Origin of the sequence: Mesorhizobium sp. M0062 (assembly GCF_040323125.1) — a bacterium.
Lineage (GTDB): Bacteria > Pseudomonadota > Alphaproteobacteria > Rhizobiales > Rhizobiaceae > Mesorhizobium.
Map to the genome: position 1 here is coordinate 354191 of NZ_JAMYUO010000002.1, position 20423 is coordinate 374613.

The window sequence follows — 20423 nt, forward strand, 5'->3', positions numbered from 1 at the left end:
ATGTCGAGCAGCAAATCATCGATACGCGCGCTTGAACGGCAACCGGAGACAGCACCGGAAAACCGGCTGGCTGCGCTGGAGCGGATCTGGCGCCGCTTCGATGACACCGAGACGTTGCTGCGGCGCGGCGGCCGTGTTTCGGAGGTTTCGCCAACGCATTACAAGGTGCGCGGCCTGTCTGAAGTCGCCAGGCTTGGCGACCTCGTCGAACAGCGCGGCAATGCCGGCACGCGCCGCGGCGAGATCGTCAGGATCGGCCGCGACGAAGTCGTCATCGCCCCTTTCGAACGCAGCGCCGACGCCGGCATCGGCGACGCCGTGTTTCGCCGCGGCCCGCTGACGGTAACGCCGCATGCTTCGTGGCGTGGGCGCGCCATCGACGCGCTGACCCGCGTCATCGACGGCGGCCCGCCGCTGATCAGGATCGGCGAGGCTGCGAGCGGCGACGGCACAACGCCCGGCGCCATGGCGCGGCAGCGCGTCGGCACCGCCTTCACGACCGGGGTCAAGGTCATCGACATCTTCACGCCGCTCTGCCTCGGCCAGCGCCTCGGCGTCTTTGCCGGTTCCGGCGTCGGCAAGTCGACGCTGCTCGCCATGCTGGCCGGCGCCGACGCCTTCGACACCGTGGTCGTGGCGCTGATCGGCGAGCGCGGCCGCGAGGTACGCGAATTCCTCGAAGACACGATCGGCGCAGAGAGCATGGCCAAGACGGTCGCCGTCGTCGCTACCAGCGACGAGAGCGCCATGATGCGCCGGCGCGCGCCGGATACCGCCATGCGCGTTGCCGAACATTTTCGCGACCAGGGCCATCGCGTGCTGCTGGTGCTGGATTCGATTACCCGCTTTGCCCATGCGCTGCGCGAGGTAGCGACCGGCACCGGCGAGCCGCCGGTCGCCCGCGGCTATCCCGCTTCGGTTTTCACCGACCTGCCCAAGCTGCTCGAACGCGCTGGCCCGGGCGCTGAAGGCCCCGGTAGCAAAGGACAGGGATCAATCACTGCCATCATCTCGGTGCTGGTCGACGGCGACGACCACAACGACCCGGTCGCCGATTCGGTACGCGGCATTCTCGACGGCCATGTCGTGCTCGACCGCGCCATTGCCGAACAGGGCCGCTACCCCCCGGTCAATCCGCTGTCGTCGATCTCGCGCCTCGCCGACAAGGCATGGAGCCCCGAGCAACGCATGCTGGTGACCAGGCTGAAGTCGATGATCTCGCGCTTCGAGGACACGCGCGACATCCGCCTGCTCGGCGCCTATCAGGGCGGCGCCGATGCCGAGCTCGATATTGCCGTGCGCCAGGTGCCGCTGATCTACGAGGCGCTGACGCAGTCGCCCAGGGATCGCGCCTCGAGCGACGCATTCTCCGACCTCGCCCGTCATCTGAAAGGCAAGCAAAGTGTCGATGCAGGAGACTGAGCTTCAGTACACCGAGCGGCTTTTGCGCGAGATGATCGCAGAGGCCAGTGCCGCCGAGGAAGCCCGGGCCAACGAAGCGAGAGCTGTCAGGGCAAAGGCCGATCTCGACAAGGCCGCCAAGGCTGAGGCCATTCTGGCCAGGGCCGCCAGGCCATTCTTGCCCAGGGTAGCCAGCGTAGTCGAGTCCACTGTGCCTCGCTTGGCCGAGCCTGCCTTGCCCAGCGTCGTCAAGCCTGAATTGCCAAGGGCCCCTCGCGCCGGCCCCAAAGAAGCGATCGAGACCAGTCGTGACTCGCTTCTCGACGGGCTGTTCCCGGTCACCGAATGGCCGCAGCCGCCAAGGCCGCAATATCCCAGGCTCGACAAGAAATCCGACCGCCGCAGCGATATCGTCTTTGCCGCGCTCGGCATCACGCTTGGCCTGATCTGCGCGCTGTTTCCCTGGTATATCTTCTTCAATCAGGACCAGTTCGGCGTGCAGGCGATCAAGTTCGGCGGCAGCGGCACCAATGCAGGGCGGGTCAGCGGCGGCTCGCAGATGGAGAACAGCGGTCAGCCGCTGACGGCAAACGATGTTCCCGATGTCGACCTGTTCGCCACCGGCACGCTGCAGGACCCCGAGGACAAGACCCAGCCTCCCGGCGTCGACGAGCAGCCCTTCCCGGCGGACGCCAAATTTCGCATGGTTCATGTCGCCAATGGCCGCGCCATGATCGAGGACGATGCCGGCCTGTGGATCGTCCAGCGCGGCTCGAAGCTGCCCGATACCAGCGTCGTCTCGTCGATCGAGCAACGGGGCGGCAAGTGGGTCATGGTCACCAGCACCGACCAGGTGATCGAACTCTCCAAATAGCGGCACACCGGATTTACCCCCGAGCCGCGCAAGGTCCGCGCAAGACTGGCAGCCTAGTCTTGTACGTACCAGCCCGGAGATCCCCATGGAGCCCGTCAATCTTTTCGATCTCGCCGCCAAGCAGTCGCAATGGCTGTCGGTGCGCCAGTCGGCCATTGCCGGCAACATCGCCAACGTCAACACGCCGGGCTACACCGCCGGCGATGTCGAGCCGTTTGAGAAGGTGCTCGACCGCACGGCAGTGTCGCTGACCGCCACCCAGGCAGGCCACCTCGGCACTGCCGCCACTAATGCCGGCTTCACGGTCAAGCCAGAAGAGACGATCGGCGCCATCATGCCCTCGAAGAACACGGTCGTGGTCGAGAACGAACTGATGAAGGCCGGCGAGGTCCGCCGCTCGTTTGAACTCAACACCGCGATCGTCAAGGCCTTCCATTCGATGATGATGATGGCGGTGAAGAGCTGACCATGGACGCCTTGACCTCAGCCCTCAAGATCGCCGCGTCCGGCCTCAGCGCCCAGTCGGACCGCTTGCGCGTCGTCTCGGAAAATCTCGCCAACGCGCAGTCGACCGGCAACACCCCGGGCGCTGACCCCTATCGCCGCAAGACCATCAGTTTCGTCTCGGAACTCGACCGTGCCTCCGGTGGCACGACAGTTGAGGTCAACTCCATCGACCGCGACCCCAGCGACTTTCCCGTCGAATTCCAGCCCGGCAACGAGGCCGCCGACGACAAGGGCTACGTCAAGATGCCCAATGTCAACGTGCTGGTCGAGATGGCCGACATGAGCGAGGCCAACCGCTCCTACGAAGCCAACCTTCAGGTCATCAAGCAGGCGCGTGATCTGATCTCCATGACCATCGACCTGATGAGGAACCAGTAATGATCAGCGGCATTGGCGGTATCGGATCGCTTCCCCTCAAGCCGGAGATCGGTGGCGCCGATACCACGACCGACCTGTTCCAGGGCACCAGGGCGCCGATGGCCGGCAGCGAAATCGGCGCCACCTTCGCCGAAGCGCTGAGCCAGGCTGCTTCAAAGACCGTCAACACCTTGCACAACGCCGAGCAGGTCTCGATCCAGGCGCTCAAGGGCGACGCCGATACCCGTCAGGTCGTCGACGCCGTCATGAGCGCCCAGCAGGCCCTGCAGACCACGATCGCCATCCGCGACAAGGTCGTCTCCGCCTATCTCGAAATCAGCCGTATGGGCATCTGAGGAGACTTGCCGTGAAAGCACTCGCCATCGCAGCGACCGGCATGAATGCCCAGCAGACCAATCTGGAAGTGATCGCCAACAACATCGCCAACATCAACACCACCGGCTACAAGCGCGCGCGCGCCGAATTCTCCGACCTGCTCTACCAGGTCGACCGCACGCAGGGCGTGCCCAACCGCTCCAATTCATCGCTGGTGCCGGAAGGCGTGTCGATTGGCCTTGGCGTCAAGACGACGGCGGTGCGCAACGTCCATACCCAGGGCGAACTGACCTCGACCGGCAACAGTTTCGACATGGCGCTGACCGGCCGAGGCTGGTTCCAGATCGAGGGCGCCGACGGCGGCACACTCTACAGCCGCGCCGGCGCCTTCAACACCAACGCCACCGGCCAGCTGGTGACCGTCGACGGCGCCAATGTCATCCCGGCCATCACCGTGCCGACCGATGCCATCGAAGTCGTGGTCAACAAGACCGGCCAGGTCTTTGCCCGCATCGACGGCCAGACCGACCTCCAGCTGCTCGGCCAGCTGCAACTCGCCAACTTCGCCAATGAAGCCGGCCTGGCGCCGCTCGGCGATAATCTGTTCCAGGAAACGCCGGCCTCGGGCCCGGCCAATGTCGGCGTGCCCGGCGATCCCGGCTTCGCCTCGGTCGAGCAGGGTTATCTCGAGGCCTCCAACGTCGATCCTGTCAAGGAAATCACCGAGCTGATCTCGGCGCAGCGCGCCTATGAGATGAACTCCAAGGTCATCCAGGCCGCCGACGACATGGCCTCCGTCGTGTCCAAGAACATCAGGTAAGGTTTGATGCTCTCTCCGGCCTCCCGCTCCGCGCTTTGCCGCACCGCGCTGATGCTCGCGCTGGTAGCCGGCGGTGTGCCGGCGTTTGCCCAGGAGAGCGCAGACCAGCAGACCAGCACCCACGTCGCGAGCAGTCAGGCAACCGGCGAGATCGTTCTGATCCCCAACCGGGTCATTTATCCCGGCGAGATGATCGACACCGGCGTGCTGAAACCGGTGACGCTGCTCCCCGGAAAGCACAGGCCGGATGCGGTCGCCACGCAGGCCATGGAACTCCAGGGCAAGGTCGCCAAGCGCACGCTGCTGCCCGGCCGCTACATCCCGGCCGCCGCCATCCGCGACGCCTGGCTGGTCGAACAGGGCGCCGCCGTGCAGGTCTATTTCATCGCCGGCGACCTCACCATTTCGGCTACGGCGGTGTCGCTGCAGCCGGGTGCCGCCGGCGATTTGATCAAGGTCCGCAACACAGACAGCGGCAAGATCTTTTCCGGCACGGTGATGGCGGACGGCACCGTCCGGGTCAGCGCGTCATGAGACGCGGAGCTGCCCTTCTGCTCGCGACCGTTGTCGGCCTGCAGCCGGCGCTGGCCGACGGTCTTACGCCGAAGCAAAAGCGCGATCTTGCCGGCCAGAATGGCGGCGCCTTTGTCGATCCCGAATATGATCCGGCCACCACCAACCGCATGTTCAGGGTCTCCAACGGCCCAAGCTCTCTGCCACCCGGCCAGGTCGCATCGCGCATCAAGGACATTGCGCAGCTGCAGGCTTCGCGCGACAACCAGCTCGTCGGCTACGGCCTCGTCATCGGCCTCGCCGGATCGGGCGACAGCCTGCGCAATTCGCCCTTCACCGAACAGTCGATCCGCGCCATGCTCGAAAATCTCGGCATCGCCACCGAAGGCGGCAGCGCGCGGGCCAAGAACGTCGCCGCCGTCATCGTCACCGCCAACATGCCGCCTTACGTGCAGTCGGGCGCCCGCATCGACATCGACGTCTCCTCGATGGGCGACGCCACATCGCTTGCCGGCGGCACGCTGATAATGACGCCACTGAAGGCGGCCGATGGCGAAATCTATGCTGTCGGGCAAGGCTCGGTCATCGTTTCCGGCTTCACTGCCCAGGGCGATGCCGAAAAGCTGACGCAGGGCGTGCCGACGGCCGGCCGCGTGCCCAACGGCGCCATCGTCGAGCGCACGGTGCGCGCCGAATTCGAGGACCAGGCGCTGCTCACCTTGCAATTGCGCAACCCCGATTTCTCCACTGCCGTTCGCATCGCCGACGCCATCAACGGCTACACCTCGCAACGCTTCGGCATGCGCGTGGCGGCGGAGCGCGATGCACGTACCGTGCAGATCAGGCGGCCGAAGAATGTTTCGGCGGCGCGCTTCTACGCCGAGATCGAGAATTTGGTGGTCGAGACCGACACGCCGGCACGCGTCGTCATCGACGAACGCACCGGCACCATCGTCATCGGCAACGAGGTCAAGATCTCGCGGGTGGCGATCAGCCACGGCACGCTCACCGTGCGCATCACCGAACAGCCGAAGATCGTCCAGCCGGAACCGTTCTCCAAGGGCGTGACAGCGGAGGAACCCTTCACCACCATCGATGCCACGCGGCCTGACGCCCGCGTCAATGTGCTCGACGGACCGAACCTCGAAACGCTGGTGTCGGGCCTCAACCGTCTCGGCGTCAAGCCGGACGGCATCATTGCCATTTTGCAAGGCATCAAGTCGGCCGGCGCTTTGCAGGCCGATCTGGTTCTCCAATAGGCCAAGCCGATGATCGATTTCTTTTCCCAAAAGCAGCACCGCCGAAGCGCGGCCTTGGCAGCTTGCGTCATCGCCGCCACCGTCCTTGCCGGCGGCACTGTCCGCGCGGAAGAAGCGGTGCGGCAGGTTCTGCCTGGCGGGCAACAGCCGGCGGCAATGCAGCAGCTGGTCCGCGAGAAGGTGCCCGATGAAAGCGAGATCCAGCGCTTCTGCTCCAACATCGCCGACGCCGCCCGCGACCGCCGTTACGCGCTGCAGGCCGAAGAGTTGAAGCAGTTGCAGGCTGGCATCGACCAGCGCATGAAGGCGCTGGACGACAAGCGCGCCGAATACGAGCAATGGCTGAAGCGGCGTGAAGTTTTCCTGGCCCGCGCCGAGGATGGCGTCGTCAAGATCTATGCCGGCATGAAACCGGATGCCGCGGCCGAGCGCCTGGCCATGGTCAACACTGATCTCGCCGCCGCCATCCTGATGAAACTCGATTCGCGCAAGGCCGGCGTCATTCTCAACGAAATGGACCAGAAGGCGGCAGCCACGCTCACCGGCATTATGGCCAGCGCGGCGCGAAGGGTAGACCCGTCATGAAGTCGCATATACTCGCCCTGGTCGCCACCGCTTCACTTGCCGGCTGCGCCTCCGACCCCAGGGAGATCGGCAGGGAGCCGGCGCTGTCGCCGGTTGGCGCCGGCATTACCGGCAGCGTCAATGCGCCCTACTCCTATCCCGAAACGCCACCCGCGCCAGTGAAGAAATTCTCGCTGTGGGATGATCGCCAGAGCCGGTTGTTCACCGACCCACGCGCGCTGCGCGATGGCGACATCCTCACCGTCAGGATCAAGCTCAACGACAAGGCCAACTTCAAGAACCAGAACGACCGCAGCCGCACCGCCGGGCGCAAGCTCGGCTATGACGTCAACCTCGGATGGGAAGGTGCCACCACCAGCGGCAAGGGCGACGCGGGGCTGAGCTCCACCACCGAAACCAATGCGGACGGCGAAATCAAGCGCTCGGAGAACCTCGAGCTCAACGTCGCCGCCGTCGTCACCGAAGTCCTGCCCAACGGCAATCTGATGATCCGGGGCTCACAGGAGGTGCGCGTCAATTACGAGCTCAGGGTGCTGACCATCGCCGGCATGGTGCGTCCATCCGATATCGGCGCTGAAAACACCATCTCTTATGAACGCATCGCCGAGGCGCGCATCTCCTATGGCGGCCGCGGCCGCGTCAGCGAAATCCAGCAGCCCGCTTACGGTCAGCAGATCCTCGACCAAGTCCTCCCCTTTTAGGACTGGAGAACGGCGCCGTGGCAAATGTCGAACAGGTTCAGCAAAAAAAGGGCCCGTCGCTTGTCATCCAGCTTGCGATGCTGCTGGCGATGACGGGCGCCGCGATCGGCATGGGCTGGATGTCCGGCGGCTATCTGAAGGGCGTCGGGGGACCGGTGCCGGTGCCCGCCGCGCCCGAGAACCAGTCCAACGCCGAGCAACCGAGCAAGGCGGCCGAACATGCGCCCGGCACCGGGCCGACGCTTGTCCAGCTGGCGCCGATCACCACCAATCTGGCTTCGCCTGCCGACACCTGGATAAGGCTGGAAGCGTCGGTGGTCTACGATGCGCCGCAGCCGCCGGAACTTACCGAAAGCATTCACCAGGACCTGCTTGCCATGGTCCGCACCCTGAAGATGCATCAGATCGAAGGCGCCAGCGGCTACCAGCATTTGAAAGCCGACCTCGAGGAGCGCGCCGCAATCCGCAGCGGTGGCCATGCCAAACAGGTTCTGATCAGGACATTGCTGCTCGAATGAGAAAACTCGTCCTCGCCGCCGCGATCGTCGTCGCCGCCACCTCTGTCGCCGCCGCCCAGCAGCTCGATCTCGGCGGCATCGGCAAGGCCGACGGCGCCACCGTCGGCTATATCATCCAGATGTTCGGTCTGATCACCGTGCTGTCGGTGGCGCCGGGCCTATTGATCATGGTGACGAGCTTCACCCGCTTCGTCATCGCCTTCTCGATCCTGCGCGCCGGCATCGGCCTGCAGTCGACGCCGGCCAATCTGATCCTGATCTCGCTGTCGCTGTTCATGACCTTCTACGTCATGGCGCCGACCTTCGACCAGGCCTGGAACACCGGCGTCAAGCCGCTGATGGACAACCAGATCAGCCAGACCGAGGCGTTCGAAAAGATTTCGGACCCGTTCCGCACCTTCATGCTGCACAATGTCCGCGACAAGGACTTCGACCTGTTCGCCGATCTCGCCCGCGAACGCGGCCAGGTCGTTGCCAGGGACACCGTCGACCTGCGCATCCTGGTGCCGGCCTTCATGATCTCCGAAATCCGCCGCGGCTTCGAGATCGGCTTCCTGATCGTGCTGCCGTTCCTCGTCATCGACCTGATCGTCGCCACCATCACCATGGCCATGGGCATGATGATGCTGCCGCCGACCGTCGTTTCGCTGCCCTTCAAGATCCTGTTCTTCGTCCTCATCGACGGCTGGAACCTGCTTGTCGGCAGCCTGGTGCGCTCCTTCACCTGACCGTCCGCGCGCCGTTGGCGCCTTGCTAAAGTTTTATGCAATATATTTCCGGTTAACCGTCCCGTTTAGCCCTTTGGTAGGGACTTGCCCGCATATTGCTCGCAGATGGCGGGTGATCGGGTCTCACGATCATTGGCATGATGCCGCTCCGTCATACCGGAAAAGCCGGTATGTCAAAAACACCCTGTAAAAATCAAGGTACGAGTAGCCATGTCCAGTATCATGACGAACGCCTCGGCGCTGACCGCGCTGCAGAGCCTGAACAACACCAACAAATCCCTCGAGCAGACGCAGGCCCGCATCTCGACCGGCTACCGCGTTGCCACCGCTTCCGACAACGCCGCTTACTGGTCGATCGCGACCTCGATGAAGTCCGACAACAAGGCCAACTCGGCCGTGCAGGACGCCCTCGGCCTCGGCGCCGGCAAGGTTGACACCGCTTACACCGCCATCAACGACGTCAAGGACCAGGTCGACCTGATCAAGACCAAGCTGGTCACTGCCCGTAGCGCCTCGAAGGAAGACCAGCAGAAGATCGCGACCGAAATCAACGCCATCCAGGCGCAGATCAAGTCCTCGGTCGCCAACGCCAACTTCGCCGGCTCGAACCTGCTGCAGAACGACGCTGCCGCTGCGTCCGACCTGAAGATCGTTGCGGCTTACAACCGTACCGGCGCGACCGTCACCATCGACACCATCGACGTCAAGGCAGCCGATACGCAGGTTCTCGATGTCGCCGGCACGGGCGGCATCGTCGGCGGCCTGCTCGCCGCTGCCTTCTTCGACCCGAGCACCACGGCGGTTACCCCCGCCGCCATCGACACCGCGCTCGGCACTGTTGAAACCGCGCTTGCCAAGCTGTCCACCGGCGCTGCCTCGCTCGGCGCCGCCAAGTCGCGCATTGACACCCAGAAGAGCTTCCTGTCGAACCTGTCGGACTCGATCGACAAGGGCGTCGGCGCGCTGGTCGACGCCGACATGAACAAGGAATCGACGCGGCTGCAGGCCCTGCAGGTCCAGCAGCAGCTCGGCATCCAGGCGCTGTCGATCGCCAACGGCAACTCGCAGTCGATCCTGTCGCTCTTCCGCGGCTGATCTCTCGACATTACGACTGACACCATCCGTCGGGCCGCGCCAACAGCGCGGCCCGATTTCTTTTGCGGCTGTTGATTGTCTTGCTGAATGGCTGCCGATTTTTGCTCTTGGCCAGCGCCCTGAATGGCTTGGTTTAACAGGCCGTTAACCATATCCCGGTAGTCATGGTTAACCATTCCATGGCGGGCAGACCATACGGTCGATGGGCTTATGCCTACCCCCCTTGATGAAGTTGATCCGGCGTGTGCGGGACACGCCAGTGTTTGAAAAGGGGTAAATATCTTGGCTAGCATCATGACGAACGCTTCGGCTCTGACCGCGCTGCAGAGCCTGAACAACACCAACAAGCAGCTTGAAACCACTCAGTCGCGCATTTCGACCGGATACCGCGTCGCCACCGCCAGCGACAACGCCGCCTACTGGTCGATCGCCACCACGATGAAGTCCGACAACAAGGCGCTTTCGGCCGTTCAGGACGCGCTTGGCCTCGGCGCCGGCAAGGTCGACACCGCCTACACCGCCATCACCGACATCAAGGACCAGGTCGACCTGATCAAGGCCAAGCTGGTCACTGCGCGCAGCGCCAGCAAGGACGACCAGCAGAAGATCGCGACCGAAATCAAGGCCATCCAGGACCAGATCAAGTCGTCGGTCACCAACGCCTCCTATGCCGGCTCGAACCTGCTGCAGAACGACGCTGCCGCGACCTCCGACCTGAAGATCGTCGCGTCCTATAACCGCACCGGCACGACCGTCGCCATCGACACCATCGACGTCAAGGCGGCCGACACGCAGGTTCTCGATCTTCCCGGCACCGGCGGCATCGTCGGCGCTCTGCTGGCGACGACCTTCTTCGATCCCAGCACCACCCAGGTCCTTCCGGCAGCCATCGACACCGCACTTGGCGCCGTTGAAACGGCGCTTGCCAAGCTGTCCACGGGTGCCGCCTATCTCGGCGCCGCCAAGTCGCGCATCGACACCCAGAAGAGCTTCCTGTCGAACCTGTCGGACTCGATCGACAAGGGCGTCGGCGCGCTGGTCGATGCCGACATGAACAAGGAATCGACGCGGCTGCAGGCACTCCAGGTCCAGCAGCAGCTCGGCATCCAGTCGCTGTCGATCGCCAACGGCAACTCGCAGTCGATCCTGGCGCTGTTCAAGCAGTAAGCCTGACCCGGCTTTCTCTTCCTTGAATAGGGGCCGCGCCAACAGCGCGGCCCTTTCCTGTATGGGTGTGTTTTGACGCATGTCGTTGACTCGGAACCGCTGCACACTTCCGGGCGACATGCTCTATCATCTTCGCACAAGCTTCGCGGTCTAGTGTTCCCACGGAATATCATGCTGGGAGCGCTTGAATCGTGCCGCAACAGATCCAGAGCATCATCTCGAATCTCAGGGCATTTGGCGTCAGGCGCCTTGCCATGCTGGCCGGCATTGCCGCATTGGTGATGGCCGTCATCGGCATCGGCTCGGTCTATCTCAACCGCCCGGCCTATGAGACGCTCTATGTCGGGCTCGATCGCTCCGACGTGAACCAGATCGGCCTGGTGCTCGGCGAAGCCGGCATCGGCTTCGACGTCGGCTCCGACGGCACCTCCGTGCTGGTGCCGGCCGGCACAACCGCGCAGGCGCGCATGCTGCTTGCCGAAAAGGGCCTGCCGACCAGCGCCAATGCCGGCTACGAACTGTTCGACAATGTCGGTTCTCTCGGGCTGACCTCCTTCATGCAGCAGATCACCCGCGTGCGCGCGCTGGAAGGCGAGATCGCCCGCACCATCCAGTCGATATCCGGCATCAAGGCCGCCCGCGTTCACATCGTCATGTCCGAGCGCGCCAATTTCCGCCGCGACGAACAGCAACCCTCCGCCTCGGTGGTCATCCGCTATTCCGGCATCGACGCCGAAAAGAGCGCCATGTCGATCCGCCATCTCGTCGCCGCCGCCGTGCCGGGCCTGTCGGCCGACAAGGTTACCGTGCTCGATTCCAACGGCAACCTTCTCGCCGCCGGCGACGATCCCTCCAACACAAGTGCTGCCCGCACGCTCGGCGTCGAGCAGACCGTCGAGGCGCAGATCGGCGACAACATCCGCCGCGCGCTGACGCCTTATCTCGGCCCCGACAATTTCCGCGCCAGCGTCAAAGCCGACGTCAATACCGACACCCGCCAGACCGAAGAGACGATCTTCGATCCGGAGTCGCGCGTGGAGCGTTCCGTGCAGTCGGTGCGCGCCAACGAAAACAGCAATCAGAGGCAGGCCTCGACCCCGGCCACCGTCGAGCAGAACCTGCCCGAGACCCAGGCGACCAGCACCGATGGTCCGCAGACGTCATCGGCGAACGACCGCAAGGAGGAGATCACCAATTACGAGATCAACTCCAAGAAGATCGCCACAGTCTCGAACGGCTATTCCGTTACCAAGATGTCGATCGCCGTCGTCGTCAATCAGCAGCGGCTGATGACCATCCTCGGCAAGGACGCAACGCCCGAGCAGATCGCCAAGCGCGTTGCCGACATCCAGAAGATGGTGGCTTCGGCCACCGGCTTCGACGACAAGCGCGGCGATATCATCGATGTCTCGGCGGTCGAGTTCATCGACGGGCTCGACGGCGAGGCGGTCGAACAGCCGGGCATAATGGCATCGATCGGAACCCATGCCGGTACGATGATCAATGCCGGCGCCTTCATCGTCGTGGTGTTCCTGGTCGCCTTCTTCGGCCTGAGGCCAATGGCCACCGCGCTGAGCGCGCGGCCGACGCCGGCACTTGCCGGTCCGAGCTTCGACGACGTCCAGCGTTCACTGCCGACACCCGAAGCCGCCAGCGCCGAACAGGCGCCGGCTGCCTTGCCCGGCAGCCGCCCCGGCCCGACTCCACTCGATGATCTTCGCCAGAAGATCAGGCCGGCGCCACAGGAGCGGCTTGCCCGCATGGTCGACATCAATGAGGAGCGCACCGCGCAGATCCTGCGCAAATGGGCGGCCCAGGAAGCAGCGGTATAGACCATGGCCTCGGCAGCGCTTTTCGACCTTTTGCCGGATTTCGGCGCACGCAGCCAGCGTGCCGGCCAGCCCTCGCTCGCGGCCATGGCCGAGCCAAGGCCGGAGACGTCGGCGCCGCAGGCCGACATCGGCGCGCTGATCGCCGAAGCGGTCATCGATGCCGAAGCCGCCCTTGAAGCCCGCCTTGCCATCGCCCAACAGGCAGCGCTCGAGGCGCAGAGACAGGCCAACGCCGATGAAGCAAAGGCCTTTCTGGAAAGTTTCGGCGGCGATCTCGGCGCGGTCGTCACTGCCCGTATCGAGATCATGGAGGCCAAGGTCAGCGACCTCGTCGGCGCCACCATCGCGCGCATCATTGGCGGCCTTGTCAGCGACGATCTGCAGAAGCGTTCGCTGGAAGCCCTTGCCGGCACGATCCGCGAAGCCGTCGGCGACAGCGAGGCGGTGCGCATCGCCGTGCGCGGACCGCTGTCATTGTTCGAGACGCTGAAGGCTTCGCTCGGCCCACGCGCGGCCAATCTCGATTTCGTCGAGGCGCCCGGCTTCGACCTTACCGTCGCCATTGACGAGGCGGTGTTCGAAACCCGCATTGCCGAATGGTCGGCCGCCTTGTCGGAGGCCCTGTCATGAGCGAGGGCCCTCTTAAGAACGAGTGGACGTCATGAGCGTTGTCGAGGCCGCAGACGCCAGGCATGAGATCATCATCGTGCGGCGCAACCACGACGACCACGACGACGCCCACCATGGCGGCGTCTGGAAGATCGCCTTTGCCGATTTCATGACTGCCATGATGTGCTTCTTCCTCGTCATGTGGCTGATCAACGCCGCCAACGAGCAGACCAAGGCAGCCGTCGCCAGCTACTTCAATCCGGTCAAGCTGGTCGATCGCAACGCCAGCCGCAAGGGCCTCGAAGACCTCGGCGATGGCCCGAGCAAGGTCAGGCTGACGGCGGACGACCCGCGGGACAAGACCAGCAAGGCCGGACAGGACGGCGTCGGCGGCGCCGGTACTTCCGACAAGAAGCAATCGAAGGAATCGGCGCCAAAGACGGATCTTTCCGACGAGCATCTGTTTGCCGATCCCTATGCGGTGCTGTCGGAAATCGCCACCGACACCGGCGTCATGCAAAATGTCAGCGAGAAGGGCGATGGCGGCGCGCAGGCGTCCGGCCCGGCTACCGGCGCATCCGGCGGCCAATCCTACCGCGACCCGTTCGCGCCGGATTTCTGGTCGCAGCAGGTGGCTGCACCAGGCGCCGAAGCCACCGCCGAACGCACCAAGATCGAAGGCGATCCCCTGAAGCCGGGTGACAAGGCGGCACAGACGCAAGTGGCGGAGGTGAAGGCCGTGCCGGCCGCGCCGCCAGTGGCCGCGGCGCCGCTCGAGCCGCTGGCGAAATCCGTTTCCGATAAGCCGCTGACCAAGGCTGAAGCCAAAGCAGAGGCCAAGGCTGAAGCAGCGAAGGCCGAAATTGCAAAGGCCGAAGCCGCCGAAGCACAACCCGCACCCAAACCCGAAGCCGCGGAAAAAGCGCCGACGGCCGCCACTGTTAGAGCCGCGGCGCAGGTCAAGCAGGAACTGGCCGAGGCCTTCAAGCCAGGCGACAAATTGCATAATGGCGTCTCCGTCGAAGCCACCGACAAGGGTGTCGTCATTTCGATCACGGACCAGTTCGATTTCGGCATGTTCGAGATCGGATCGGCGGTGCCTAGGCGTGAACTGGTGCTGGGGATGGAAAAGATCGGCCGCATCGTCAACGAGCAGAAAGGCACGATCAGCATCAACGGCCACACCGACGCGCGGCCGTTCCGCAGCGACACTTACGACAATTGGCGGCTGTCCACGGCGCGCGCCCATTCCGCCTATTACATGCTGGTGCGCGGCGGCGTCGACGAGCGCCGCATCACCGAGGTCGCCGGCTTCGCCGATCGCGAGCCGAAAATTGCAGCCGACCCGATGGCGGCCGCGAACCGCCGCATCGAAATCCTGATGGCGACCGACGGATGAGGCGCGCCGCCATCATCGGCCGCGCCGTCGGGCTGCTGCTGCTGAGCGCTGTCCATCCGCCATCGGCCTTCGCCGAGGACGGCTTGCAGCCCTATCAGCTGGTGCGCTCGCTGCAGCTTGTGCAGGACCGCATCGCCGCCGGCGATCACGCCGCGCTGCCGATGCAGGCCAAGCTGCTCGAAATGGCCGACACAAGGCTGCGCGCGGCGGACGCAGATGATTTCAGCGACCCGAAGAATTTTCGCGCCTTGCTGGTCTATGGCATGAGTGGCGGCAACCCCGTCACCGTCGAGGCGGCGGTGTCGCGCGCCAAGACCGACCCGCAAAGCCTGACCATCGCCAAGGGCATTGTCGATTATCTGAACGGCCGGCAGGCGGCTGCGATCGAGGCGCTGAAGCCGATCGATCCGATGACCCTGCCCCCCGATGTCGGTGCCTTTCTGGCGCTGGTCAAGGGCTCGCTTCTCGCCACCGAGCAACCGGTCAGCGCGCTTGCGCTGCTCGACGATGCTCGCCTGCTCAGCCCCGGCACGCTGGTCGAGGAAGCAGCACTGCGCCGCTCGGTCGGCATCGCCGCCGCGCAAGGCGACGGTGCGCGTTTCGCGCTTGCCTCAACCCAATACGTCGAAGACTACCTCTATTCGCCCTATGCCAGCCAGTTCGCCGACGCCTTCGTCTCCGGCGTCATCACGCTGCACATGGCGATCAGCCAGGACAAGCTCGCCGACATCACCGCAATGATGGATCCAGAACGCGAGAAGGTGATCTATCTGCGCATCGCCCGCCGCGCCGCGATCGACGGCTTTGCCGATCTCTCCGCCTTTGCCTCGGCCAGGGCTGAACGGGGCCGCGACGGCATCCACAATCAGGACGATCCGCGCGCCCAGCTCTATTCCAGCCTGTCCACGGTAACGTCCGGCACCATCGGCGAGGTCCGCGCCAAGCTGGACAAGATCGATCGCAACCAGCTTTCGCAAAGCGACCGCGACCTGCTCGATGCCGCGCAGGCCGTGGCGGGTGAAGTCATCGCCCCGCCGGCGCCGCTGCCTGCCGAAAAGCCCGCACCTGCCGCGGCCAGGCAGGAGCCGGTCAAGACCGCGGCCGTGGAAAGACCCGACGAGCCAGAGCTGCCGCCGGTCGAAGGCGCGATGCCGGAACAGCCAGCCGCCACAACGTCGAGTGAACAGCCCGCAACCGACCAACCGAAGGCGGCAAGTGAGCCGGCCGCGCAGGCACCGAGCACGCCCGAGCCAAAGGCGGCGGAAACGCCTGCAGTCGCCTCGGCCAGCGATGCGGCTCCGGTCGTGCCGGCATCGGTGCCGGCCCCCGCCGCAGTAGAGCCTACCGATCCCACCGACGCCGCCATGGCGAGGACGCGTCACCAGCTCGATTTGATCGACCAGATGCTTGGAGCAGCCCCGAAATGACCACCAATGTTGGCCAGGCCCTGCCGGCTCCCGCGCACGCCGGATCGAAGCAGTCGGCCTCAAACGCCAAGGGCGGCGACAAAAGCTTCGGCGACATGGTGCGCGGCGACGACGATGCGCCGACACCGATAGGCCAGGGAGCAATTGAGGCCGCGTCGCACGAGCTGCATTGGGCCAAACGCAGCCCTGCCGGTCCCGGCAAAAGCGAAATCCCACACACCCAGTCTGGCAAAACGGGGACGAAATCCGCTGCCGGCAAGGCCGCAAAAGAACATGCCGATAGTGGCCCGGACAAACCATCCAAGGACGCTGAGGTGGCCGGACGAGACGCGGATGCAGGATCGCTGCAGGATCATTTGCCACTGGTGCTGGCGCTGCACGATATCAGGCATTTCTCAACGGTCCGGACAAGCGGGAACGGCATCGCGACGAATGGACAGACTGGGCAACCGGCGCCCGCTGGCGAGGCCATTTCTGCACAGACGTCGCCTCTGAAGAGACACCGCGCAGCGTCCGGCATTGACAACAGACTCGACACGACGACGCGATCGGAACGGGCCAAGCCCGGTACCAGCGTTTCCGCACAGGATCAGGGGCAAAAGCTGCCCGCGATCGGGCTCCAGTCCGGCAAACTGCCGCACCAGGATGGTCCGACGCCTCCTCTACCGGCGGGCCAGACGGCAAGCGACGTTTCGGCACCCGAGGCAAAACGGTCCGCGCCGTCGGCGAAGTCCGTCGATGGAGCCCATTCCGCGGCATCGTCCACACAGGGAAAACAGCCGCCATTCGCTGCGCGCGTCGACATTGTCGCCGAACAGAGCTTCCCCGCGCCGGCGCATAGTCCGATAAACCAAACGACTTCGGCGCTTATCGACGCGCTGGCTTCGGATAACGGCCTGCGGCAAGCGGTTTCGACGCCGTCGACGACCGCCCAGACGGCCGGTTCTGTTGCCGTTCCGACACATATATTGAAGATCGAGCTTCACCCGGCAGAGCTCGGCATGGTCACCGCCAGTCTCAGGCTTTCCGGAGAACAACTTTCGATAGAATTGAAGCCCGAAACCCATGAGGCTTACCGCCGTCTCGCCACCGACAGCGACGCCATCGTGAAGTCGTTGCGCGGGCTCGGCTTCGATGTCGACAAGGTGACCATCCTGCAACCCTCGATAGCGATCCACGCAGCGGCCCGCAGCGATGCAGCGAACTCGCATCCAATGCCGCAAGGCCGCGACCAGTCCGCTTTTCAGCCCGGAAACTCGAGCGGCAACAATACGGGTTCGGGCGGCCACCAGTCGGGAAGAAACCGCAATGACGATGCCCAGGAATTCGGCCGCGCTGGCGCGCCTGCTCGCGAGCGTGCTGGCGACGATATGTTTATCTAGCCTCGCCACCAAGCCGGCCACCGCCGCCACCAACCCTTGCGAGCCCGAGATTTTGCGTGCCGCCGATCGCTATGGCGTGCCGGCCGGCATCCTCTATGCGGTCGGACTGACCGAGACCGGCAAGAAGGGAAGCCTGCAGCCTAATGCGTTGAATATAGAGGGGAAAGCGGTATTTCCAAGGAACCGCACCGAGGCCCTGGCCGCCTTCGAAGCAGCCCGGCGCGAGGGCAAGACACTCATCGATCTCGGCTGCATGCAGATCAACCATCACTATCACGCCGCGCATTTCCGCAGCGTCGACGACATGCTGGACCCGCGCCAGAATGTCGACTATGCCGCGCGCTTCCTGGCCAGCCTGCATGCGCGTCATGTCAGCTGGTCGATGGCCGTCGCCCGCTACCACGCCGGCCCCGACAATGACCCCGCGCAGAAATTCTATGTCTGCCGCGTCATCGCCAATATGGTCGCCACCGGCTTCGGCAAATGGACCCCGAACGCCCGCAACTTCTGCAACCATTAGGTGAATCATCTCTTGCGAACGGCTGCAAATCCACGCCCGGCGGGTGACGTGCCACGTCACCCGTTCGGCAACCAACGATACAACCTCCTGATTGCGGTTATTTCGAAACTCGAAATAACTCCCAAGAAAATAGCTACAAGAAATGATGGTTGTTCAGGATTCCCGGCACCGGTTACGGCTCTTCCCACGGGGCAGATGATCTGATTCGGAGGCGGGGCCGATGATTGTAATCGTTGACGAGCGTGAGCTCGTAACTGAAGGCTATAATTCACTTTTCGATCGTGAGGGCGTCGCCTGTGCAGGCTTCGCGTCCGGTGAATTCGGCGAGTGGGTGACATCGGCCGCCGACACGGATTTGCGATCGGTCCGAGCCTTCCTCATCGGCGACTGCCGCGAAGGCGCCATCTCGCCACGCCAGATCCGCGACCGCACCGGCGCTCCGGTTATCGCGCTCAGCGAACAGCACTCGCTTGAAAATACGCTGCGGCTGTTCGAGAGCGGTGTCGACGACGTCATCCGCAAGCCGGTCCATATCCGGGAGATCCTGGCCCGCATCACCGCCATCCGCCGCCGCGCCCATGAGGACGTCAGCTATACCGAGATCGGCGCCATGCGCATCTTCATGGACGGCCGCGATCCCGAGATCGATGGCCAGCCGTTGCCTCTGCCGCGCCGCGAACGCCGCATCCTCGAATATCTGGCGAGCAACCGCGGACGCCGCGTCACCAAGACCCAGGTCTTCAACGCCATCTACGGCATCTTCGACGAAGAGGTCGAGGAGAACGTCGTCGAGAGCCACATCTCCAAATTGCGCAAGAAGCTGCGCGAAAAGCTCGGCCAGGACCCGATAGATTCCAAGCGCTTCCTTGGCTACCGGCTGGTGTTCTGATGGCGGTCTGCGCCAGCCTCGCGCAAGACAGAAATTATATCCTCGCGACCACAGATGGGCCCAACGATGTTGGGCATTGAGGAGACGTTCGATGAGCCTTTACGGAATGATGCGGACCGGCGTTTCCGGCATGAACGCGCAGGCCAACCGCCTTTCGGCCACAGCCGACAACATCGCCAATTCCGACACCACCGGCTACAAGCGATCCTCGGCCGAGTTTTCGACGCTGATCATGCCGCAGGTCGGCGGCGCCTATAATTCCGGCGGCGTCAACACCACCATCCGCTCGGCCATCAGCGCCCAGGGCGTGCTGCAGTACACGACCTCGGTTTCCGACCTTGCGGTCAACGGCAACGGTTTCTTCGTCGTCCAGGACCCCAGCGGAACGCCTTTCCTCACCCGCGCCGGCGCATTCGTTCCCGACGCTCAGGGCAGACTGGTCAACGCCGCCGGCTACCAGCTGATGGCCTACAGCTACGCCAACGGCACACCGGCTGCCACCGCCAACGGTTTCGAAGGGCTGGTGCCGGTCCAGATCTCCGACCAGGAAATGACCGCGACGCCCAGCACCGCGGGCAACTTCAACGCCAATCTGCCGGCCGGCGCCACGCCGCCCGCCGGTCCGCTGCCGTCCACCAACAGCCCGACGGCGGAATACACGTCGAAATCCTCGATGGTCACCTACGACAATCTCGGCAACAAGAAGCTGCTCGACCTCTATTTCACCAACACCGGGACCGGCACCTGGTCGGTCTCTGTGTTCGACCAGTCCCAGGCGACGCCGGGCACATCCTTTCCCTATACGGGCGGCGCGCTGGCCACGGCCAACCTGACCTTCGACACCACCACCGGCAAACTCACCGGCGCCGTCGATTCGATTACCATCCCCGTACCGGGCGGTGCGTCGCTCGACCTCGATTTGTCCAAGCTGACTCAGCTCGGCACCGGCTTCACGGTCTCCGAAGCCAAGGTCAACGGCAACGCGCCCAGCACGATCGAAAAGATCCAGATCGGCGAGGACGGAGTCATTTACGCCCAGTATCAGGACGGCTCGACCAAGCCGCTGTTCAAGATCCCACTGGCCGACGTCCAGAGCGCCGACAACCTCACCGCACTGCCTGGCAATGTCTATGCGCAGTCCACCGACTCCGGCACCGTGCGCATCGGCTTCGCCAATGAAGGCAAGCTCGGCAGCATCATCTCCGGCGCGTTGGAAAATTCCAACGTCGATATCGCCGAGGAATTGACCAACATGATCGCGGCGCAGCGCAGCTACACCGCTAACTCGAAAGTGTTCCAGACCGGTTCCGACCTCATGGATGTCCTTGTCAACCTGAAGAGATAAACGACGGGCGCCAGGGGAATGAACCCAAACCAGAGCAGCGCGGTGCGCGGATTTCGAATTCAAGGCCACACCGGCAAACCGGCCGGGGTGGTCTGGAATTGCAGGTTTCCGAACGCCGACGCCGCCGACAGGGCAGAGACGTCATCCCCTCCCCACTGG

At 64.2% G+C, this 20423-nt stretch carries 22 protein-coding genes; all 22 read left to right on the forward strand.

From position 1 onward, the window contains the following. The 22 genes from fliI to NKJ64_RS03975 all read left to right on the forward strand — a co-directional run bounded on the left by fliI (position 1) and on the right by NKJ64_RS03975 (position 20264). Positions 1 to 1422 carry a flagellar protein export ATPase FliI gene (gene fliI, locus NKJ64_RS03870; RefSeq protein WP_352462003.1) on the forward strand — a complete coding sequence of 474 codons (1422 nt, stop codon included), beginning with the start codon at positions 1 to 3 and terminating at the stop codon, positions 1420 to 1422. After that, on the forward strand, positions 1409 to 2275 hold the full coding sequence (locus NKJ64_RS03875; RefSeq protein ID WP_352462006.1) for a hypothetical protein: 867 nt from the start codon (positions 1409 to 1411) through the stop codon (positions 2273 to 2275). Before fliI ends, NKJ64_RS03875 begins: the two co-directional genes overlap by 14 nt. An 85-nt stretch (positions 2276 to 2360) precedes the next feature. Continuing rightward, on the forward strand, positions 2361 to 2741 hold the full coding sequence (gene flgB / locus NKJ64_RS03880) for a flagellar basal body rod protein FlgB (protein ID WP_352462008.1): 381 nt from the start codon (positions 2361 to 2363) through the stop codon (positions 2739 to 2741). A 2-nt stretch (positions 2742 to 2743) separates the two neighbouring features. Then, entirely contained in the window at positions 2744 to 3160 is a 417-nt protein-coding gene (gene flgC, locus NKJ64_RS03885; RefSeq protein ID WP_023686341.1) for a flagellar basal body rod protein FlgC, read from the forward strand. Next, positions 3160 to 3495: a flagellar hook-basal body complex protein FliE gene (fliE, locus tag NKJ64_RS03890; RefSeq protein WP_023686342.1), complete on the forward strand. Its 336-nt coding sequence runs from the start codon at positions 3160 to 3162 to the stop codon at positions 3493 to 3495. The genes flgC and fliE overlap by 1 nt, the downstream gene beginning before the upstream one ends. An 11-nt stretch (positions 3496 to 3506) precedes the next feature. Continuing rightward, positions 3507 to 4295, forward strand: coding sequence for a flagellar basal-body rod protein FlgG (gene flgG / locus NKJ64_RS03895; RefSeq protein WP_023686343.1), 789 nt, complete (start codon positions 3507 to 3509; stop codon positions 4293 to 4295). 6 nt (positions 4296 to 4301) lie between these two features. Then, a complete protein-coding gene (gene flgA / locus NKJ64_RS03900; protein ID WP_023686344.1) occupies positions 4302 to 4829 on the forward strand; it encodes a flagellar basal body P-ring formation chaperone FlgA in 528 nt (175 codons plus the stop codon). Next, positions 4826 to 6067: a flagellar basal body P-ring protein FlgI gene (locus NKJ64_RS03905; protein ID WP_023683306.1), complete on the forward strand. Its 1242-nt coding sequence runs from the start codon at positions 4826 to 4828 to the stop codon at positions 6065 to 6067. Before flgA ends, NKJ64_RS03905 begins: the two co-directional genes overlap by 4 nt. A 9-nt stretch (positions 6068 to 6076) precedes the next feature. Then, on the forward strand, positions 6077 to 6652 hold the full coding sequence (locus tag NKJ64_RS03910) for a MotE family protein (RefSeq protein ID WP_023686345.1): 576 nt from the start codon (positions 6077 to 6079) through the stop codon (positions 6650 to 6652). Further along, entirely contained in the window at positions 6649 to 7353 is a 705-nt protein-coding gene (gene flgH, locus NKJ64_RS03915; protein ID WP_023686346.1) for a flagellar basal body L-ring protein FlgH, read from the forward strand. The genes NKJ64_RS03910 and flgH overlap by 4 nt, the downstream gene beginning before the upstream one ends. A 17-nt stretch (positions 7354 to 7370) precedes the next feature. Next, entirely contained in the window at positions 7371 to 7871 is a 501-nt protein-coding gene (locus NKJ64_RS03920) for a flagellar basal body-associated FliL family protein (protein ID WP_023686347.1), read from the forward strand. Further along, entirely contained in the window at positions 7868 to 8599 is a 732-nt protein-coding gene (gene fliP / locus NKJ64_RS03925; protein ID WP_023686348.1) for a flagellar type III secretion system pore protein FliP, read from the forward strand. Before NKJ64_RS03920 ends, fliP begins: the two co-directional genes overlap by 4 nt. Before the next feature lie 210 nt (positions 8600 to 8809). Continuing rightward, the gene (locus NKJ64_RS03930) at positions 8810 to 9694 is read left to right on the forward strand and encodes a flagellin N-terminal helical domain-containing protein (protein ID WP_023683303.1); all 885 of its coding nucleotides are present in this window, start codon (positions 8810 to 8812) and stop codon (positions 9692 to 9694) included. A gap of 282 nt (positions 9695 to 9976) precedes the next feature. Beyond that, positions 9977 to 10861 (forward strand): flagellin N-terminal helical domain-containing protein, encoded by an 885-nt coding sequence (locus NKJ64_RS03935; RefSeq protein WP_023683302.1) that lies wholly within the window; start codon positions 9977 to 9979, stop codon positions 10859 to 10861. 191 nt (positions 10862 to 11052) lie between these two features. Continuing rightward, positions 11053 to 12693, forward strand: a complete 1641-nt coding sequence (gene fliF, locus NKJ64_RS03940) for a flagellar basal-body MS-ring/collar protein FliF (RefSeq protein WP_023710972.1) — start codon at positions 11053 to 11055, stop codon at positions 12691 to 12693. Positions 12694 to 12696: 3 nt separating this feature from the next. Continuing rightward, on the forward strand, positions 12697 to 13323 hold the full coding sequence (locus NKJ64_RS03945) for a hypothetical protein (protein ID WP_023814592.1): 627 nt from the start codon (positions 12697 to 12699) through the stop codon (positions 13321 to 13323). Positions 13324 to 13354: 31 nt separating this feature from the next. Then, positions 13355 to 14701, forward strand: a complete 1347-nt coding sequence (locus NKJ64_RS03950; protein ID WP_352462010.1) for a MotB family protein — start codon at positions 13355 to 13357, stop codon at positions 14699 to 14701. Continuing rightward, positions 14698 to 16128: a MotC family chemotaxis protein gene (locus tag NKJ64_RS03955; RefSeq protein ID WP_023744229.1), complete on the forward strand. Its 1431-nt coding sequence runs from the start codon at positions 14698 to 14700 to the stop codon at positions 16126 to 16128. Before NKJ64_RS03950 ends, NKJ64_RS03955 begins: the two co-directional genes overlap by 4 nt. After that, positions 16125 to 17510 (forward strand): flagellar hook-length control protein FliK, encoded by a 1386-nt coding sequence (gene fliK / locus NKJ64_RS03960; RefSeq protein ID WP_352462012.1) that lies wholly within the window; start codon positions 16125 to 16127, stop codon positions 17508 to 17510. The genes NKJ64_RS03955 and fliK overlap by 4 nt, the downstream gene beginning before the upstream one ends. Continuing rightward, entirely contained in the window at positions 17443 to 18030 is a 588-nt protein-coding gene (locus NKJ64_RS03965) for a transglycosylase SLT domain-containing protein (RefSeq protein ID WP_373432824.1), read from the forward strand. Before fliK ends, NKJ64_RS03965 begins: the two co-directional genes overlap by 68 nt. 220 nt (positions 18031 to 18250) lie before the next feature. Further along, positions 18251 to 18919 (forward strand): response regulator transcription factor, encoded by a 669-nt coding sequence (locus tag NKJ64_RS03970; RefSeq protein WP_023683295.1) that lies wholly within the window; start codon positions 18251 to 18253, stop codon positions 18917 to 18919. A 91-nt stretch (positions 18920 to 19010) separates the two neighbouring features. Then, positions 19011 to 20264, forward strand: coding sequence for a flagellar hook protein FlgE (locus NKJ64_RS03975; protein ID WP_023691731.1), 1254 nt, complete (start codon positions 19011 to 19013; stop codon positions 20262 to 20264). Positions 20265 to 20423 lie beyond the last annotated feature (159 nt).

Bases quoted from the DNA above. Each gene is read 5' to 3' on its own strand.
- NKJ64_RS03950 (WP_352462010.1), top strand. From the start codon at position 13,355: ATGAGCGTTGTCGAGGCCGCAGACGCCAGGCATGAGATCATCATCGTG.
- flgH (WP_023686346.1), top strand. From the start codon at position 6,649: ATGAAGTCGCATATACTCGCCCTGGTCGCCACCGCTTCACTTGCCGGC.
- flgC (WP_023686341.1), top strand. From the start codon at position 2,744: ATGGACGCCTTGACCTCAGCCCTCAAGATCGCCGCGTCCGGCCTCAGC.
- fliK (WP_352462012.1), top strand. From the start codon at position 16,125: ATGACCACCAATGTTGGCCAGGCCCTGCCGGCTCCCGCGCACGCCGGA.
- fliP (WP_023686348.1), top strand. From the start codon at position 7,868: ATGAGAAAACTCGTCCTCGCCGCCGCGATCGTCGTCGCCGCCACCTCT.
- fliI (WP_352462003.1), top strand. From the start codon at position 1: ATGTCGAGCAGCAAATCATCGATACGCGCGCTTGAACGGCAACCGGAG.
- NKJ64_RS03930 (WP_023683303.1), top strand. From the start codon at position 8,810: ATGTCCAGTATCATGACGAACGCCTCGGCGCTGACCGCGCTGCAGAGC.
- NKJ64_RS03965 (WP_373432824.1), top strand. From the start codon at position 17,443: ATGCCCAGGAATTCGGCCGCGCTGGCGCGCCTGCTCGCGAGCGTGCTG.
- NKJ64_RS03975 (WP_023691731.1), top strand. From the start codon at position 19,011: ATGAGCCTTTACGGAATGATGCGGACCGGCGTTTCCGGCATGAACGCG.
- flgA (WP_023686344.1), top strand. From the start codon at position 4,302: ATGCTCTCTCCGGCCTCCCGCTCCGCGCTTTGCCGCACCGCGCTGATG.
- NKJ64_RS03905 (WP_023683306.1), top strand. From the start codon at position 4,826: ATGAGACGCGGAGCTGCCCTTCTGCTCGCGACCGTTGTCGGCCTGCAG.
- NKJ64_RS03970 (WP_023683295.1), top strand. From the start codon at position 18,251: ATGATTGTAATCGTTGACGAGCGTGAGCTCGTAACTGAAGGCTATAAT.
- fliE (WP_023686342.1), top strand. From the start codon at position 3,160: ATGATCAGCGGCATTGGCGGTATCGGATCGCTTCCCCTCAAGCCGGAG.
- NKJ64_RS03955 (WP_023744229.1), top strand. From the start codon at position 14,698: ATGAGGCGCGCCGCCATCATCGGCCGCGCCGTCGGGCTGCTGCTGCTG.
- NKJ64_RS03945 (WP_023814592.1), top strand. From the start codon at position 12,697: ATGGCCTCGGCAGCGCTTTTCGACCTTTTGCCGGATTTCGGCGCACGC.
- flgB (WP_352462008.1), top strand. From the start codon at position 2,361: ATGGAGCCCGTCAATCTTTTCGATCTCGCCGCCAAGCAGTCGCAATGG.
- NKJ64_RS03875 (WP_352462006.1), top strand. From the start codon at position 1,409: ATGCAGGAGACTGAGCTTCAGTACACCGAGCGGCTTTTGCGCGAGATG.
- NKJ64_RS03910 (WP_023686345.1), top strand. From the start codon at position 6,077: ATGATCGATTTCTTTTCCCAAAAGCAGCACCGCCGAAGCGCGGCCTTG.